We start from the raw sequence: 16,897 nt of genomic DNA, 5'->3' as shown, positions 1-16,897 counted from the left end.
TCGGGGTGAACTCGTGAAAAAGCTGTCCATCTATTTGGGAATTATCGTCGCCTTGTTCGTCCTTCTCTTCATTGTAAACCAACAAAGCGAAAAGGCCAAGGAAGCGTCCCGAGCGAGCAAAATCGACGCGCCGACCAACGAGCTGTCGAAGAAGCTGTACGGCGTCGAGGCGGCCAAGCTGAAGCCGGAAACGCTGGCGCAGCTGAACGACGCGAACTACCAGAACATCGTCAAGCCGCAAGATCTGAAAAACGACCTGAACGCCAAAAAAGATATGTACGTCTACTATTTCTCCACGACCTGCTCGCACTGCCAGGCGACTACGCCGATTTTGAATCCGATCGCGAAGGAAGCGGGCGTCGAGCTGAAGCAGCTGAACCTGTGGGAATACGAGGCCGGCTGGAACGATTTCAAAATCGAAGCGACGCCGACGCTCGTCTATTACAAAGGCGGCAAGGAAGTGCAGCGCATGGTCGGCGGCGTCACGCACGACGGGCAGCCGGGCTATTCGCCGGACGACTTCAAGAAGTTTTTCGAGGAAATGAAGAAAAAGTAATCGACAATAGCGAAAGCGGCCGATCCCTTCCGAACGCCGGAGGCGGATCGCCGCTTTTTTCGTCGTACCGCTCGGGACGCATTCGCGCCAGGCGACCCGTTCTATTCCCCCGACTTCTCGGGAGGGAACTGCTTCAGCTCCTCGACCATCGCCGCCAATTCGGAATGGACGATCGTGATGTCGAGGTCGTAAAAGTCGAACGGCTCCTCTTCGATCCGTTCCAGCTTGGCCAAATACGCCGTCGTATCGTCCACCAGCTTCCCCAGATCGATCCCCATCGTCTGCCGCGGGTAAAACTCCAGCTTCTCGAGCGACTGCGAAAGCAGCTTGATCGCGCCGCCCACGTTGCCGTTGCGGTGGTGGTACAGGCCGACCGCCACCTGCAGCAGCCCCTGATAGAGCGGATTGCGGCCCTCCTCCAGCCACAGCTCCTCCATCACCTCGTGGCATTCGAAGTAATCCCGTTCCACATTGAAGTAATACAGAAATTCCACATACAGCAAATCGTATCCGAACATCGCACGCCTCCACGCTCGTCTCGCGCCTTCACGCCCGCCTTCGTTCCCCCGGAGCGTTACGAAGGACCCGTTTTTTTGGCGCGAAGCAGCGCCTCCTCCACCTGCAGCGCCAACGCGCGCAGCCCCCAGATGTCTTCCGATTCCCACAGCTCGTTGAACTTCAGCTGGAAGCTCGCCGCTTCGCGGACGCGGTGGTAATAATACAAATCCTGAATATGGTTCAGCACCTTCGACACCAGGTTCGAATTGTCCTCGAACAGCTTCTGCGCCTCCATGATGTCGCTGCGGATGCTCGACATTTCCTGGTCGAGGGCGTTGGCCGCCTCCGCCGCCCGCTGCAGCCTAAGCTTCACGTCCTCCGGCAGCCGTTCCTTATATTTGTAGCTGAGCGAATGCTCGATCGTCGCCCAGAAGTTCATCGCGAGCGTCCGAATCTGAATTTCCGCCAGCACCGTCTTTTGTCCGAGCGACGTCTGGATCGGGTATTCCACGATAATATGGTAGCTTCGGTAGCCGCTTTCCTTATAATTCGTGATATAGTCCTTCTCGTAGACGACGGCCATGTCCTTCCGCTGCCGGATCAGCTCCGACAGCCGTTGGATGTCCTGGATGAATTGGCACATGATGCGGATTCCCGCGATATCCTCGATCCCCTGCTCGAGCCGGTCCATCGGAACCTGAAGCCGCTTCGCCTTCTCCAAAATGCTCGAAATGCGCTTCACGCGCCCCGTCACGAATTCGATCGGGGAGTACTCCTCCCGGGCTTTCATCTCCGTCCGGAGCGTCTTGAACTTCACCTTCAGCTCCTCGACCGCCTGCTCGTATGGAATTAAAAATTTTTTCCAATCTCTGCTGTCCATACGCCCGCCTCCTGAACCGTTCTCATGCCTGTGCGTCCGCCCCGACCGCTTCGGATAGATGCGTGAACCCGTCGCGCGCCAGCAAGCCGAGCAATCCCTCGTTCAATTCGCGAAGCAAGCCGGGGCCTTTATAAATAAGCGCCGTGTACACTTCGACGAGACTGGCGCCGGCCCGTATTTTTTCATATGCGTCCTGCGGCGTAAAAATACCCCCGGAGCCTATGATCGGCAGCTTCCCTCCGGTCAGCCGGTATACGCTCCGGATCACTTCCGTCGATCGCTTCGTCAGCGGCTTGCCGCTCAAGCCGCCCGTTTCCTTCGCATTCGGATGGGCAAGCCCGTCCCGCCCGATCGTCGTATTCGTCGCGATGACACCGGATACGCCGCTGGCCACGAGCGTCTCGACCATATACTCCAGCTCCGCTTCCGTCACGTCCGGCGCGATCTTGACGAACACCGGCTTGCGGGGCAGCTTCAGCGCGGCGCTCCTCCGCTCCATCTCGTCCTTCACCGCGGCGACCAGGCTTTGCAGCTCGGCACCGTGCTGCAGGTTGCGAAGCCCCGGCGTATTCGGCGAGCTGATGTTGACGACGAAGAAATCGCCGTACGGATATAACGTCCGGATACAAGTCCGGTAATCTTCCTCCGCCTGCTCGTTCGGCGTATCTTTGTTTTTGCCGATGTTGACCGCGACCGGGATCGGCTGGCGCCCCGCCCGCTTCAGATGATCGGCCATCGCCGCCGCGCCGACGTTGTTGAAGCCCATCCGGTTGACGAGCGCTTCGTCGGGCGGAAGCCGGAACAGCCTCGGCTTGTCGTTCCCCTTCTGCGGTCTCGGCGTGACCGTGCCGACTTCCATGAAGCCGAAGCCGAGCGAAGCGAACCCGCGGACCGCCTTCGCGTTTTTGTCCAGCCCGGCGGCCAAGCCGATCGGGTTCGGAAACGTGATGCCGCACAGCTCGGTCTTCGTGGCCGGCCGGCTCTCGACCCCGCACATCGCCCGAATCAGGCCGGGAACGCCCGGCACGCGGCTGACCGAGCCGAGCCCGTCCACCGTAATGTGATGAGCCTGCTCCGGATCGATTCGGAACAGGACCGGTTTTGCCAACTTGCGGTAAAGCATGAAGGGACACTCCGATCTGTCGTAGACTCTATCGATCAGTTTATCCGTTTCTCGGCCAAAAAGAAAGTGGCGATCTCCATCAATCGATGCCGTCATCCGTTTGCAAGCCCTTTCATTCGAAGGGCCGATTTGATATAATGAGGCCAAGCAAGCTTACGTTTTTTCGAAGGAAAGGTGATTCGAATGGCGAACCGGAAACCGGGCTACTTGCAGCGCAAGCCGAAGGACGAAGTGAACAAGAAAGCGATCGTGTGGGTCGGCTCGATATTGGGCGCCGTCGTCGTCCTGATGGCCGTCCTGCTCGTCTGGAACCCTTGAACCCGACATACGCATACGTGTATCGAACGCCGAAGAAGGAAAGGAGCCGCCCTGCGCGGGCATCCTTTCCTTTTGTATTTTCCGCGGGGCTAAAATTGCGATCCCGGTCAAATATTGTTGCTTGCCCCGGCGCCGCCCGGCTTTTATGCTGAAAACACATGCAGGCGGCCGCCGCATGACCGAATCGCAAAGGGGAGACTCATGAACGCCGCGACCGGACCGACGAAGCTTGCGCGTTCGCGAAGACGCGACAACGTGCAGCTGTATCTCATCATGCTGCCCGTCCTGCTGCATATTTTCATTTTCTCGTACATTCCGATGTACGGCATCGTCATCGCCTTTCAGGACTATTATCCGGGCAAGCCGTTTTTGTCCTTCGACGGATCCGTCGAATGGGTCGGATTCAAGCATTTCGTCGAGTTTTTTACCGGCCCCTATTTCACCAGACTCGTCCGCAATACGTTCGTCCTCAGCTTCTGTTACTTGATATTCGGGTTTTGGGTGCCGATCCTGTTCGCGCTGCTGCTTCACGAGCTGAGAGCCGGCTTCTTCAAAAAATTCGTCCAGACGTCCAGCTATTTGCCCCATTTCATCTCGAACGTCGTCGTCGCGGGCATGGTGCTGTCGTTCGTCGACGCGGACGGCATCGTCAACGCGTTCATCCGCTCGTTCGGCGGCGAGACGATTCCGTTCAACACCGAGCCGGCTTATTTCGCCACGATTTATACGATCACGACGATATGGAAATCGTTCGGCTGGAGCAGCATTCTGTACTTGGCGTCGATGTCGTCGATCGATCCGCATCTGTACGAGGCGGCTAAGCTGGACGGCGCGAACCGGTTCGGGCAGATGGTCCACATTACGCTGCCGTCGATCCGCCCGACCGTGTTCGTCCTGCTCATTTTCGCGATCGGCAGCCTGTTCTCGGCGAACAGCGAGTTCATCATGCTCATCTATAACCCGTCCCTGTACGAGACGGCCGACGTCATCGGCACCTATCTGTACCGCGACGGCTTGCTGGGCGGGCGGTTCAGCTTGGGCGCCGCGGTCGGCTTGTTCACCGCCGCGATCAATTTCGCGCTGCTGGCCGGCGCCAATGCGCTAAGCCGCAAATATACCGACTACGCGTTATGGTAAGGGGGCCGTATTTACGCATGATTACCGATCCGCGGCACGCAGGACGTCGGACGAACGCGATCCGGCAAGGCTCCCGGACGGCGGACGTCGTCTTCCACGCGCTCGCTCTGCTCGTCTGTCTCGCCACCTTATATCCGTTCTACTTCGTCGTCATCATGTCGATCAGCTCGCCCATGGAAGCGGCGGCGATGAACGTGTTCTGGTATCCGAAAGGGTTTTACCTCGGCTCCTACGAGCTGATCGTCGGCGATGCGAAAATGTGGCGCGCCTACGGAAATACGATCGTCTACGTCGCTTGCGGCACGGCGCTCAACTGCCTGATGGCCGTCTTGGGCGCCTATCCGCTGACGGTGCGCAGCTTGGCCGGACGGAAATGGGTCGTCCGTTATTTGCTCGTGCCGATGTATTTCGGCGGCGGCTTGATCCCCGCTTATTTGCTCGTCAACAAGCTCGGCCTGTACGATACGATGGGGGCGATCATCATCCCCGGCGCCGTCGGCATCTGGAACATCATTCTCGTCCGGACGTACTTCGCGACGATTCCCGAATCGCTCAAGGAATCGGCGTTCGTGGACGGCGCGTCGCATTGGCAGCTGCTGTTCAAGATTATGATACCGGTTTCAAAACCGATCATGGCGGTCATCGCCATCTATACGATCGTCGGCATATGGAACGGCTGGTTCGACGCCCTCGTCTACTTGCCCAACGAGAAGCTTCATCCGCTGCAAATGTATTTGTACCGCGTCGTCGTCCAGCAAACCGTCGATTTGAAAACGCTGTCCATGGAAGACGCGCGCGACGCCGCGGCCAACATGCTGTCGAACATCCAGCTGAAATATTCGATTATCGTCTTTACGACGCTGCCCGTCTTGTTCACGTACCCGTTTTTTCAAAAATATTTCGTCAAGGGAGCGCTTCTCGGCTCGTTGAAGGAGTAACGGCCGACGAATGACGCCCACCCGGGGAGGCTTGCTCATGATTTCGAGAAGAAAATGGTCCGCCTTGGCGCTCGCCGCCGTCTTGACGGCGCTTCCGCTGGCGGCTTGCAGCGACAAGGATTCGTCGTCGGGCGAGGGCGCGACCGGCGGCCAGACGGCCGCCGAGCCGGCGAAGCTGCGCCTGCTAGGCCCGGCGGGCACGAACAAATATATCAAGTTCGAGGACCGGAACAACTATCCGGTCTGGAAAGAAGTCGAGAAGATGCTCGCCGAAGCGAACCTGCAGCCCGAGTACGAGCTCGTGCCCAACGAGCAGTACAGCGTCGTCATCAAGACGAGGCTGGCGTCCGGGAGCAAGCTGCCGGACATCGTCAACGTGTCCGCGCTCGACAATACGACGCTGCTCAATTTGGCGAAGCAGGGAGTCATCGTCGACCTGAACGGGCTGATCGACAAGTACGACAACGGCAACATCAAGAACATGTACACGAAGCTGTTCCCGTTCGCGAAAAAATCGACGACGTCCCCGGACGGCAAAATGTACTGGTTCAGCAACCTGCATATCAAGACGTACAAGGACAAGGAGCTGGCGCCCGTCGCGCTCACGATGGTGCTGCGCAAAGACTGGCTGGAAAAGCTGAACCTTCCGGTGCCGACGACCGCCAAAGAATTTTTGGAGACGCTCAAGGCGTTCCGCGAACGGGATGCGAACGGCAACGGCCAGGCGGACGAGGTGCTCGTCTACGACCCATCCTCCTTCTCGGGGGCGATCGCCCAGTGGTTCGGCCTCGGCACCGATATTACGGCCGTGGACGTCGAGAACAAAAAAGTCGTATCGCCCTGGTACCAGCAAGGGGTGAAGGACTATTTCGCCTACATCCAGCAGCTCGTGAAGGCGGGCGTGCTCGATACGAGTCTGATCGGCGCCAAGAGCGAGCAAATTCAGCAAAAGGTGACGGAAAACAAAGTCGCCTCCCTGCAGGAGTACAATCTCGGCATGACCCGGGAGCCTACGATCAAGGGAGGCGGCGCCTACGTGCCGCTCATGCCGCTCAAAGCGGTCGACGGCATTACGCCCGCCGCCCAGCTGGAGCCGCCCCATCTCGTTTGGCAAAAGTACGCGATTACGCGGGACGCGAAGGATCCGCAAGCGGCGATCCGGTTTTTCGACATGATCTATTCCGAGAAATACGCCGAGCTGCTGTATTGGGGTATCGAAGGGCTGACCTATAAGAAAGACGCGAACGGCACGAAGCTGTTCATCAACCAAGGGACCGACGAAGAAGTCGCGAAGGCGGGCAAGGCGACAGGCCGGCAGCTGTTCGGGGATACGGTGTTCCCGCGGGTGCAGTTCGCGAACCTCGAGTTCGAGCTGAATCAAGTGCCGGCGTACAAAACCGAGCACGAGCTGAACATGTTGAAATACAAGCCGTATTTCGTGAATATGAATCATAACTACTTGGCGATTCCCGACGACAAGCAGCTTGAGGCGAAAACGAAAATATTGACGAACTTGACGACGTATTCGAGCGAGCTGGCGACCAAGCTGGCGCTCGGGCAAAAATCGTTCGACGGCTGGGATACGTATATCGCCGAGCTGAAAAAGATGGGTCTCGACCAGCTGATCGACATCGATCAGCAGCTGCACGACCGGTACAACAGCGTCAACTGACCATCGGCGAGCGAAGGAGGTGCGTCCCGTGCTGGCAACCCGTTTCGGCGGCGGCTTGTTCCGTAAAACGTTTTGGTCCTATACCGCCATCCTGATCATTCCGATCCTTATTTTTAGCGCAAGCAATACGGTCAAAACCGTCGCGGAAGCGCAAAACGTCATGCGCCAAAGACACGAGGAGGACGCGAGAAAAATTGCGGAAGGCGCGGACAACAAGCTGAAGGAGCTGAAACGGCTCGGAGAGGTGTTCGGCGACGAGGCGTGGGTGAAGAAGCTGATGCTCGACGCCAACGTCTATGACGCCGAATTCGACCTGCTGAAGCTGCTCGATATCCGCAAAGATTTGCAGAACGCCGCCGCCGGCTCGGGCATCCTCTCGTTCGGAGCGGTCTACTACCCCTCCAAAGAAAAGGTCGTCTCCCCATGGGGCGTATACGATGCCGGCTATTTCTTCTCGTCCGTGGCCGCGCTCGATCGGGGGACGAGACGATCGCTGGACGGCGCCGCCGCGAATTATCAAATCTTCAAGCTGCTGCCGCAGACGTCGATCCGGCTGTGGGGCGAAGAGCGGAACGTCGTTCCCGTCCTGCAAAGCTTGGAGGTGGTGAACAATCCGCGCGCCGTCCTGCTCCTGTTCATCGACAGCTCGTACATGACTTCCTTTATCCGCCAATATGTCGGCGGTTCGGGGCCGTCCGCCGTCTCGGTGACGGAAGGGGGAGCGCCCGTCGTCTCGTACGACTCGGCTTTGCCGGGAGCGAGCGGCAAAGCCGATACGTTCACTCTCCCTTCGCAGGTGAGCGAATGGGCGTACGTCGTCTCGTATCCGAACGAGCGGCTGATCGTCCTATCCGGCATGTACGCTTCGCTGCTCGCCGCGATCGCGTCCGTCGTCGTCGGCACGCTATCCGCCTACGCGTTCGCAAGGATTACGTACCGGCCGCTCGGCGTCCTGCTCCACAAGCTCGCTCATGCGGCGAAGGTTGACGCGAGCGCGAAATCGGACGGCTCCCTCTCGGAAATCCGTCTGATCGAGTCGTCGATCGACCGCCTCCTGAGCGAGAACGAGTCGCTTCGGCACGCGTTGGACGACTACAAAAGCGCGGCGCGCTCGAGCATGCTGCTGCGGCTGTTGAGAGGGTATTTCCACGACGAACGGCAGGCCGACCGGCTAAAGGAGCTCGGGCTTCGGTATACGGACGGGATGCATTACTGCACGATGCTCCTCGATTTTCAAGCCGTCTGCGATTGCTCCGATGCGGACCGCCTTCGAGCGATCGAGGTGGTCGCGTTCATGGCCGCGGAGCACGCGACGAGCCGACACCGCCTCGACTACCAGCTGTTCGAGGTGACGAACGCGGAGAAGGCGCTTCTCCTCTCGTCCCGCCAGCCGTTCGACGGAGAGGAAACGATCCGGACCGTCGCCGAACATATGACGGAGCATATCCGGCAGGCGAGCGGCGTTCGGCCCGACATCGTATGGGGCACGATCGAGCGGGGACTGCTCGGCATCAGCAAATCGTATTACGCGGCCGCGGAGAAGCTGCACTACAAGCAGTTCGCGAAAGGACAAGTGCAAGACGGGCAAGAGCCGACTCCCGCCGCCGTCGATTATTATTACCCGACCGGCTGGGAGGTGCAGCTGATCAACAACTTGAAGATCGGCAATCTCGACACGTGGGTGCAAATCGTGGACGAAGTAAGGGCGGAGAACGAAAAGCGTCAGCTGTCCGAAGCGAGCGTCGTCAAGCTGATCGCCACGCTGATGGAGACGACGCTGCGCGTGCTGAACGAGCTGAACATCGATGCGGAGCTGTATGCGAGACAGTTCGCCGGCAAATACCGGGAGCGGGACGTCGAAGCGATGTGGGGATACGTGTACGAGGTCGGGACGCTGATCTGCGAACGGATCCGCTACGCCAATACGTCCACGGCGATGGAGCTCGGCGGCGAGCTGCTGCAGTACGTCAACCGGCATTACACGAGCGCCGACATGTCGCTCAAGAAGCTGGCCGAGCAGTTCCGCATGTCCGTATCGAACGTGTCCAAGACGTTCAAGGAAGTGACGGGGATCAATTTCTACGATTACTTGTGCCGGCTTCGGATGGAACGTGCCAAGGAGCTGCTCCGGGAGAGCAAAGGGGAAGTGTCGCGAGTCGCGCGATTGGTCGGATACGAGAACGCTTACTCGTTCCGGCGCGCCTTCGTCCGGTACGAAGGGATCAAGCCGGACGAATACGCGCAGCTGTCCGTTTAGATGAAGCTTCGGAGAAGAAAGGGCGCCCTGCTGTCGGCTGTTGCTAGCCGATCCGGGCGCCCTGTCTATTGAGGCTGCTCGATTGCAGAAGCTCGGCATCACCGCTTTCGCGCTTGCGTCAATCGAGCCATTTGTACGTTTTGTTCGGATTCGTCTCGTCCGCCGCGGCCGGCAGCCGGATGACCGCTTCGCTCCGGTACTCGTCGGACGGGATCGGCAGGCTTGCGCCGATGACGACCTTCGTCCCCTTCGGTACCAGGTCGAACAGCTCCTCGACGTCCGGCTTGAGCATCCGGATGCAGCCGAGCGACTTGTCCTTGCCGATGCTGGACGGCTGGTTCGTGCCGTGAATGGCGTACAGCGTATCGGACAGCGTCATCCCCCGGCTGCCGAACGTGCCGTTGTCCCGTCCGTTCGGATTGCGCACCTTCTCGGTAATCGTAAACTCCCCTTCCGGCGTCCGCTCCCCGCCGAGTCCGACCGGATAGCTGCGCAGCAGAACGTTGCCGCTTACGACCGCGAGACGGTGGGTCGACTTGTCGATCAGGATGCGGATCGGCTCCTTCAGTGCGTCGGCCGATGCAAGCAGCGCTCCGTTCGTTTGCGGCGTTTCGGCCGTCTGCGGCTGCGGCTCGGACGCCGCGCCGGGAGTGGAGGCGGTTTGCCTTTCGGCGAGCCACTGCGCGAAATAGCGCTTCATGGCGGGCGTATACCCCGACAATACGTTGTCCGGATAACCGGCCGCCATCCGCTCGATCGACTCCGGCGGCTTGCCGTTCAGCGTCTCGTAGGCGGCGGCCGAGGAGCGGACGATCAGCCGCTCGAGCTGCGCGGACTGCCATTCCGCGTAGCGGGCCGCTACGCCGGTCCCGTCCGCCGGCTCGCATTTGCACGTCGCGGCGTCGTAATACGTCAGCTTCGAGCCGGACGAATGCTCCGACCGTTCGGCCGTGGCGATCGGCTTCGCTTGCGCCGGCCACAGCAGCCAGCGTCCGTCGCCGCTCCAGCGAGGCTCGGTCAGCAGCAGCGCGTCCGGCTGCGCCGCCGTACGCTCCTGCAGCCGCTCCAGCAGCCCGCCGATTTGGCTCGTCCGGTTTGCGCCGCCGGCGCCCGGCACCGTATAGACGACGTCGAACCGGTCGGCGGAACTACCGGCCGCCCCTTCGCCCGACGCGTTCGCCGCACCGGCGGCTTCCGCCATCGCCGCGAGCTCCGCGGCAAGCGCACCGGCCTCCGGCCGATCGATCCGTTCCGACTGGAACGGAATATGGCCGCCGAGCAGCAGCAGAAGGACGATGACGGCCGTTTTCCATCGGCCCGCCTTCCGTGCCGCCGACGCTTCGGACAAGCTCTCGGCCGTTTCCGGTTCTTCCTTCGAATCGTCGGAAGGGGCGAACACGGTCCCTTCCTCGAACGCCCGGTACACTTCCCCCGCCTGGGCGAAGCAATAATTCGCCTTGCCGGTCTCCCCCTTCGCCGCGTACTGCCGTCCGAGCAAGTACCACGCCATCTTGTTGTTCGGATGCTCCTTGATATAATTTTTCAAATATCCCGGATCGTCGGAATGCGAGTCCATGCCGTCCCCCCTTGCCCCCGCAGCGTGCCGTAAGCCGGAGATCGGGAGCGTCCGGCTTTTTCCTATCTTGTTTATCGGCCGGGAGCTGCTCCTTTTGAAGGGAGGATGGAAAAATGGTCCATACCGACTAAGCGGGCGCAAAATGTGACGAAAAACGTCATTCGCGAATCGCCCCAATCGGAATCGTGCAACCCGTTTCCTCCGAATCCGTAGGAAGCTTTCCAATAGAACACGATGTTGGGGCTATACGTAGCGATTCTGTTGGATGGAATCCAGCATAATCGTCCGATCCGCTCGGGAGCGGCCCCGAAAAGCTCGTGAATTGCCTCGGAAACGATTGCGCTGCACCTTCGAGGCAGCAGCCGGTGTACCCGCGACGCTTGCGTGGTACTCCCTGACGTATGCCGATTGAGCGAAACCGGGCTGCCTGGGTCGTGAAGCCTCGCTCCACGCCAATTGCATTCATTCTTTGGCAAGCGAACCTGAAAAAAGCCGGTCCATCGGACCGGCTTCGGATGTGACGCTATTTTATCGAGTAAGCTTGTCGCGCAGAATGACAGTGCTCGTTGCGTTGTCCCACTGGACGTCGAGACCGAGCTCCTCCGCGAAAAACCGGACCGGCACGTACGTGCGGTCGTCTTTGATGTACGGCGCGACGTCGATCGACTTCGTCGATTCGGGCGCAGCTTGGACGGTCTTGCGCACTTCCGCCTTGCCGATCGTGAGCCCGACCGTCGTTCCGGCTTTGCCGAGATTGACTTGACGCTCGCCCGTCTGTGCGTTCTCATCGAACGTCACCTCGAAGCCGAGCGCTTCGGCGATGACGCGGACCGGCACCATCGTCCGGCCGTTGCTCAATTCCGGCAGCGCGTCGAAGTCGATTGGCCGGTTCCCGTAGACGACCTTGATCGTCCCGTCGGCCGTCATGCCGGCCGGCAGCTCGTAGAACGTGATTTGACGGATCCGGTTGTTGTACGCGTCGGCGACGAGCAAGCTGCCGTCCGGCAGCACCGCCACGTCGGCGGGATGCTGCAGCCGGGCGTTACGCTCCGTGCCGTCGGCGTTGCCTTCGTATTGATCCTTCTCCCCGGCGACGGTTACAACCGTCCCGTCCTTCAAGTAGCGGATCGAATGGTTCAAGCTGTCGGCGATCAGGACGCCGCCGTCGGACGTCACCGTCAGTCCTTTCGGGAAGTTGAATTTCGCTTGCGCGGCATCGCCGTCCGCGAAGTCGCCGGCTACGTACAGCTCCGTCTTGCCTAGCTTGACGCTCGGATCGCCCGCTACCGTTGTGACCGTTCCCGCGGAGAGGTCAATGTAGCGGATGAGCTGGTTGCCCGAATCGCTGACGTACAGATTGCCTTTCGCGTCAAGGGCGATGCCCGTCGGCTCGTTGAATTTGGCCGTCTGGAGGGCGCCGTCCGCGAAATCGCCGGCCGGCACGACTTGGCCTTTGACGACTTCCACCGCACGAGTGGAGAGCGCGTTCAGCGTCGTCACCGTTCCGTCCGGAGCGATTCGGCGAATCGCGTGGTTCAGCGAATCGGCGACGTAAACGGTGCCGTCGGCCGTCACCGCGACGTCTTGCGGCAGCTGGAACGAGGCGTCCTTCCCTTTGCCGTCCTTGCTGCCGATCACCCCGCTGCCGGCCAACGTCGTGACGCTGCCGGATTTGTCGATTTTGCGGATCGCATGGTTTTTGGAATCCGCCACGTATACGTTGCCCGCCGCGTCGGCGCCGAGCCCTTTCGGCTCCTGGAAGACGGCCGATGCCGCCTTCCCGTCCATGAAGCCGCCGATCGGGTAGTTGTACGCGTCCTTCTCGATCGTAATGCCGGCGAACGCCGATACGTCGGCACCCGACAGCTTGCGGAGCAGGTGGCTGCGCGCATCGGCGACAAGCACCGAGCCGTCGTCCAGCGCGAGCAAGCTCCACGGCGCACGGAACGTCGCGTCCGAGGCCTTGCCGTTCGACTCGCCGAGATCGCCCTTGCCGGCGACCGTCGACACTTGCGCCAATCGTTGCCCGTCGCCGCCGACGACGGCTTGATCGATTCCGGCGCCGAACGCCGACGTCCCGCCGAGCAGCAGCGACGCGGCCAGAAGCGGTGCGGTCATGAGCTTGAATGTTATTTTCATCGGTATCTCCTTCATATCGATAATCGTGGTTCGATCGGCCGTACCGGATTAATAAGACAGCGGAAACGGAATCGGAGCAAGCGCGCGCATATAGACGAGAAGGTCGTCCCGATCGATGACGCCGTTTTGGGAAGCGTCGTAATGGTACTCGGGGGAGTACATATGCTGGGCGTACCAGACGAGATCCGTCAAATTGAAATCGGGATCGGCGTCCGGGTATTCCGGTTTTTTCAAATGCCGAACGTCCAGCACCCGCCGGTCGTTGTCGTACCGGCTCGGACCGACTTGAATGAGCCGCGGCTTGTAGCCGTCCATGTTGATCTCGGAAACGGCCGAAAATTCGTAAACGTCTTCCGGACCCCCGGGCATGCTGAACGTTGCCCGGCCGTTCGAATCGGTGTAAGCATAGATCAGGCCGTCCAAACCGAGATCTTCTATCGAAACATAGACGCGGACCCCCGCCAGCTGATCGGGAGGAATATCCGAACCGTAAGCGGATTGCAGCGTAACGGTTTCCCAAGTCATCGGGTCTTGATCGAGTCGCATCACGCGTTCGCCGTAAAAATCGTATCCGCTATAGAGCAAGGTTACCAGATGGGACTCCGGTTCCTCATCGGGGCTGTATACCGTAGCGTCTACGAGAAGCTCCCTCATGGACATCGACATTTCGTCCAATTGAGCGGCGTCAAGCGCAAACAAATTGTTTTTTTGAACGGACAGCAGCGAGATGCCGCTGGAGCTCCCGGCATTGAGGGACAAATCGTAATATTCGTTGTAAATTTCCCAGTTCCGAAAAACCGTTTTTACGACATTATGTCCGGCCGGTATAAACCCGATAAGCATCGCGTCCGCTTTTTTCGAGGCTTCGTTCGCATAGATTTGGGCGTAAATTTGTCCTTCGGACGGAATCGGTACATGGAAAAACGTATACCTCGCCGAGCCGTTCAACCGGCCGCTAGCGATCTCGTTTCCGTACTTGTCGAACAGCTTGATATAGCTTTCGCCATTCCCGGGTAATTCGAACGAAAGGTCGTAGTACCAATCTTCGGCCGATTCGTCCGCATCGCCCAGTATGAAGGCGTCCTCGCTGCCCGTATAAGAATCGAAAACCAGCTTTCCGCTCGGCTTCGCCCATACGGTCTGATCCGGTGCGGTTCGAAGCCCGACGAACAATTCCGGACCGTCGTCATAGCTGACGACAAACGTCTCGTCCGTGGACGTCATCTCGAGAAAATGAGGCTCGTCGTCGGCTTGCTGCATGTAGGTAACGACCGGCTCGTCGTCCGGATCGAACGAAGGCACATGCACGGTCACTTCCAGCTCGTCGCCCGCATTGCCGCTAAGCTGAATGTAGCCCGACGTATGGCAATCCGTCGTTCCCGAGTACGTGTTATAGACGGCGATATAGACGCTGGCGGATACGGCTTCACACGAAGACGTCGCTTGAGCCGCCGTCGGGAACGAGAGGCCGACCACGGGGACGAGCCCCAAGGTCAGCATCCATACCATTACTACCGCTACTTGTTTTCTCCATCGGTTCATCATCATCTTGGCTCACCCGGATACACTTTGTATAAAAGCGGAGTCGTGCTAGTATTGAGGTTGACGATCCGGTCGCCGTTTTTGTTGACCAAAATGACGTTCTTGATCGTGATGGCGCCTTCCGTTACACCTTCCATCGTATTGTGGACGTCCAGATGAAGCGTCACGAGCTTCGACGGTGTACTGATCGCCGGCACATTGTCGGGACCGACGGCCGTCCCGGATTCCTTGAAGTTCGTAATGACGTATTTCAGCACCGCTTCATGGGCTACCGGGTCGAATTGCTCTCCCAGCACGCTCTCGCTTACGTTTCCGTCAAATAGATAACCGGGACCGTGATCCGTATAATCTCCCGGATTCGCGAACAGCCCTTCGTTGATTGCGATATGCACTTCCGCGGCGTAAAACCGGTCGTTCTCGGCGAATTTATCCAATTCGACGTTCAGATCCAACGATTCGCCGTGATTCAAATGCAACAGCTCATCCGCCGTCTTGTTCGTCGTCAGCTTGACCGTACGCTGCGGCAAGCCCACCGTGCCTTCCTTGTATTTGATCGAGGAGGAATAAATCGGCGACTCGTTGCCGGCTGCATCCCGCAGCTTGACGAAGATCGTGTAGTCGCCGTAGCCCTTGGTGAGCGGGTACGTGATCATCATGAAGTCGTAGCCGCTCGTCTTGACGAAATCGCGAGTGATGGCGCCCGTAAACGATTGGTTGTCCGCGATCGTCACTTTGCTCGTATCCGACGATCCCGTAACGTACAGCGTAACGTAGTCGTGCGTCGTCTCGGTCTGCGAATCGGTCGGATGATTGATCCGGAGCGTACCGGTCGGCGGCGTCGTATCTCCTCCGGAACCGCCGTCTCCGCCGGTGCCGCCGTCATCGCCGCCCGTACCGCCGCCGGTCGGCGTATTGTTGTTCGTCGGCGTATTGCCTTGATTTTGCTGCTGCTTCGCTTCCTGACGCTTCTTTTGTTCCTCCGCATTGCGCTGATCCTGCTCGAAACGCAGACGCTCGGCAGCGGTCAATTGCTGGATATATTGCTCGTTCGCTTTCTTCTCCTGCTCTTCCTTCGCCTTCTTGTTCGCTTCTTCCAAACGTTTGCGCTCGGCTTCCAGCTGCTGCTGAAGCGCCGCATTTTGCCGGAGCCGTTCTTGCTGCTGCCGCTTCTCGTTCTCTTGCTGGCGCTCCCGTTCGTTCTTCAACCGTTCCATCTGCTCCCGCTTGGCCTGTTGGACGGACGGGTCGAGACCGACGGACGGATCGTACGGCTTCACGTTGTTCAGGTCGATCTTATCGCCTTGCGTCGCCTGGTTCGCCTTCTCGATCAATTGCTGCACGTCGTTCGCCGGAAGCTTTTTGGCGTCGAGCGCTTCCTTCGCGATGTTCGCGATCAAGTTCGTCAAGTTGGCGCCGAATTTTTGCAGCTCGTCCGAGGAATCCAGCTTCAAGCCCGATTTCGGATCGACCTTTTTCGCCCCGTCGCCGACGTCTTGGACGAACTGTTCGTTCTCTTCCCGGATGATCTGGATCGTCGTGAGCAATTGCTGGATCACGCTCGGCGGCGCGCTGCCGACGAAGCCTTTGATGTCGATCGGCGTTACATATTCCGAAAATTCGCCGGATTCGTCCAGCAGGTTGATCTGCTGGCCCGGGTATACGTTCGCGGAATCGCTGTGCCCTCCGTTATCCGTCGTCGGAGTCGTTTCCAGAACGCCGGAAGTCATCAGCGCATAAATTTGGCCGAGCTTCGTTTCGATGTAGCCGTTGGAGCCGCGGACGCCCATGACGGCCGTAGGCGTTTCCACCTCGAACTCGTCGTCGGCGTTGACGAGCTTCTTCACCTTGAACCAAAGCGATCCGGCCCACATTTTCAGCTTCGACTTTTTCCCTCCGTCGTCCGCTTCGACGAGCGAGGATATGTATAGTTCGGTATTTTCGCCGATCGTCACTTCGTCCTCTTGATCGACGACCTGCAGGACGACGTTCGAGCCGGCCTCGGTGCGGATATGATCGCCCTGGCTCAAGCTCATGTCCTCGAAGGCGCGGTATTCGGTCGATCCGCCCGCTTTCGTCACCATGACGGTCCCTTCCACGCTGACGACGATGGCGGCGCGGCTTTCCTTCGCGAAGGCGGCGCCGGTCCATACGTTCGACAGTACGCTGAACAACAGCGTAAGGCAGAGCGCCATCGATACGAAGGATCTCTTCTTCATTCTCCCCATTCTCTCCATGCTCACGGTAAACTCCTCTCGTACTTC

At 59.3% G+C, this 16,897-nt stretch carries 13 protein-coding genes; 6 read left to right on the top strand and 7 right to left on the bottom strand.

Annotated elements, in window-relative coordinates; all coding sequences use genetic code 11:
- Positions 1 to 13: 13 nt before the first annotated feature.
- A complete protein-coding gene (locus tag DLM86_RS05740) occupies positions 14 to 556 on the top strand; it encodes a thioredoxin family protein (protein WP_110839003.1) in 543 nt (180 codons plus the stop codon).
- Between the two features lie 101 nt (positions 557 to 657).
- Here the strand turns inward: DLM86_RS05740 and DLM86_RS05735 are convergent, their stop codons facing one another.
- From DLM86_RS05735 to DLM86_RS05725, 3 genes are read right to left on the bottom strand one after another with little or no spacing between them, the layout of a single operon-like run.
- The gene (locus DLM86_RS05735; RefSeq protein ID WP_110839002.1) at positions 658 to 1,074 is read right to left on the bottom strand and encodes a DUF309 domain-containing protein; all 417 of its coding nucleotides are present in this window, start codon (positions 1,072 to 1,074) and stop codon (positions 658 to 660) included.
- Positions 1,075 to 1,130: 56 nt separating this feature from the next.
- Positions 1,131 to 1,934 (bottom strand): GTP diphosphokinase, encoded by an 804-nt coding sequence (yjbM, locus tag DLM86_RS05730; RefSeq protein WP_110839001.1) that lies wholly within the window; start codon positions 1,932 to 1,934, stop codon positions 1,131 to 1,133.
- Between the two features lie 22 nt (positions 1,935 to 1,956).
- Positions 1,957 to 3,057, bottom strand: coding sequence for a quinone-dependent dihydroorotate dehydrogenase (locus DLM86_RS05725; RefSeq protein WP_110839000.1), 1,101 nt, complete (start codon positions 3,055 to 3,057; stop codon positions 1,957 to 1,959).
- 183 nt (positions 3,058 to 3,240) lie between these two features.
- Here DLM86_RS05725 and DLM86_RS32970 point away from each other — a divergent pair, with 183 nt between their 5' ends.
- From DLM86_RS32970 to DLM86_RS05705, 5 genes are all read left to right on the top strand, one after another.
- A complete protein-coding gene (locus tag DLM86_RS32970) occupies positions 3,241 to 3,375 on the top strand; it encodes a hypothetical protein (protein WP_281272078.1) in 135 nt (44 codons plus the stop codon).
- A 201-nt stretch (positions 3,376 to 3,576) separates the two neighbouring features.
- Positions 3,577 to 4,512 carry an ABC transporter permease gene (locus DLM86_RS05720; RefSeq protein ID WP_110838999.1) on the top strand — a complete coding sequence of 312 codons (936 nt, stop codon included), beginning with the start codon at positions 3,577 to 3,579 and terminating at the stop codon, positions 4,510 to 4,512.
- Positions 4,513 to 4,529: 17 nt separating this feature from the next.
- Positions 4,530 to 5,450 (top strand): carbohydrate ABC transporter permease, encoded by a 921-nt coding sequence (locus DLM86_RS05715; RefSeq protein ID WP_110838998.1) that lies wholly within the window; start codon positions 4,530 to 4,532, stop codon positions 5,448 to 5,450.
- A gap of 37 nt (positions 5,451 to 5,487) precedes the next feature.
- Positions 5,488 to 7,122, top strand: a complete 1,635-nt coding sequence (locus DLM86_RS05710) for an extracellular solute-binding protein (protein ID WP_245954363.1) — start codon at positions 5,488 to 5,490, stop codon at positions 7,120 to 7,122.
- Positions 7,123 to 7,150: 28 nt separating this feature from the next.
- Positions 7,151 to 9,379, top strand: coding sequence for a helix-turn-helix transcriptional regulator (locus DLM86_RS05705; protein ID WP_110838997.1), 2,229 nt, complete (start codon positions 7,151 to 7,153; stop codon positions 9,377 to 9,379).
- A 118-nt stretch (positions 9,380 to 9,497) separates the two neighbouring features.
- Here DLM86_RS05705 and DLM86_RS05700 read toward each other — a convergent pair whose 3' ends face one another.
- The 4 genes from DLM86_RS05700 to DLM86_RS05685 all read right to left on the bottom strand — a co-directional run bounded on the left by DLM86_RS05700 (position 9,498) and on the right by DLM86_RS05685 (position 16,852).
- A complete protein-coding gene (locus DLM86_RS05700; RefSeq protein ID WP_110838996.1) occupies positions 9,498 to 10,955 on the bottom strand; it encodes a L,D-transpeptidase family protein in 1,458 nt (485 codons plus the stop codon).
- A 528-nt stretch (positions 10,956 to 11,483) separates the two neighbouring features.
- On the bottom strand, positions 11,484 to 13,094 hold the full coding sequence (locus DLM86_RS05695) for a stalk domain-containing protein (RefSeq protein WP_110838995.1): 1,611 nt from the start codon (positions 13,092 to 13,094) through the stop codon (positions 11,484 to 11,486).
- Positions 13,095 to 13,142: 48 nt separating this feature from the next.
- Entirely contained in the window at positions 13,143 to 14,642 is a 1,500-nt protein-coding gene (locus DLM86_RS05690; protein WP_146250159.1) for a hypothetical protein, read from the bottom strand.
- Positions 14,639 to 16,852 (bottom strand): FecR domain-containing protein, encoded by a 2,214-nt coding sequence (locus DLM86_RS05685; protein ID WP_158289346.1) that lies wholly within the window; start codon positions 16,850 to 16,852, stop codon positions 14,639 to 14,641. Before DLM86_RS05685 ends, DLM86_RS05690 begins: the two co-directional genes overlap by 4 nt.
- Positions 16,853 to 16,897 lie beyond the last annotated feature (45 nt).

The sequence above is a fragment of the Paenibacillus flagellatus genome (assembly GCF_003217775.1).
Taxonomy (GTDB): domain Bacteria; phylum Bacillota; class Bacilli; order Paenibacillales; family NBRC-103111; genus Paenibacillus_AB; species Paenibacillus_AB flagellatus.
Note: the sequence above shows the minus strand (reverse complement) of the source record. Positions and strands in the feature narration are given on the sequence as shown.

What these genes read in the sequence shown, in the direction of transcription:
- DLM86_RS05710 (WP_245954363.1), top strand. Translation starts at nt 5,488, where the DNA reads ATGATTTCGAGAAGAAAATGGTCCGCCTTGGCGCTCGCCGCCGTCTTG.
- DLM86_RS05700 (WP_110838996.1), bottom strand. Translation starts at nt 10,955, where the DNA reads ATGGACTCGCATTCCGACGATCCGGGATATTTGAAAAATTATATCAAG.
- DLM86_RS05735 (WP_110839002.1), bottom strand. Translation starts at nt 1,074, where the DNA reads ATGTTCGGATACGATTTGCTGTATGTGGAATTTCTGTATTACTTCAAT.
- DLM86_RS05715 (WP_110838998.1), top strand. Translation starts at nt 4,530, where the DNA reads ATGATTACCGATCCGCGGCACGCAGGACGTCGGACGAACGCGATCCGG.
- DLM86_RS05725 (WP_110839000.1), bottom strand. Translation starts at nt 3,057, where the DNA reads ATGCTTTACCGCAAGTTGGCAAAACCGGTCCTGTTCCGAATCGATCCG.
- DLM86_RS32970 (WP_281272078.1), top strand. Translation starts at nt 3,241, where the DNA reads ATGGCGAACCGGAAACCGGGCTACTTGCAGCGCAAGCCGAAGGACGAA.
- DLM86_RS05690 (WP_146250159.1), bottom strand. Translation starts at nt 14,642, where the DNA reads ATGATGATGAACCGATGGAGAAAACAAGTAGCGGTAGTAATGGTATGG.
- yjbM (WP_110839001.1), bottom strand. Translation starts at nt 1,934, where the DNA reads ATGGACAGCAGAGATTGGAAAAAATTTTTAATTCCATACGAGCAGGCG.
- DLM86_RS05695 (WP_110838995.1), bottom strand. Translation starts at nt 13,094, where the DNA reads ATGAAAATAACATTCAAGCTCATGACCGCACCGCTTCTGGCCGCGTCG.
- DLM86_RS05720 (WP_110838999.1), top strand. Translation starts at nt 3,577, where the DNA reads ATGAACGCCGCGACCGGACCGACGAAGCTTGCGCGTTCGCGAAGACGC.
- DLM86_RS05685 (WP_158289346.1), bottom strand. Translation starts at nt 16,852, where the DNA reads ATGAAGAAGAGATCCTTCGTATCGATGGCGCTCTGCCTTACGCTGTTG.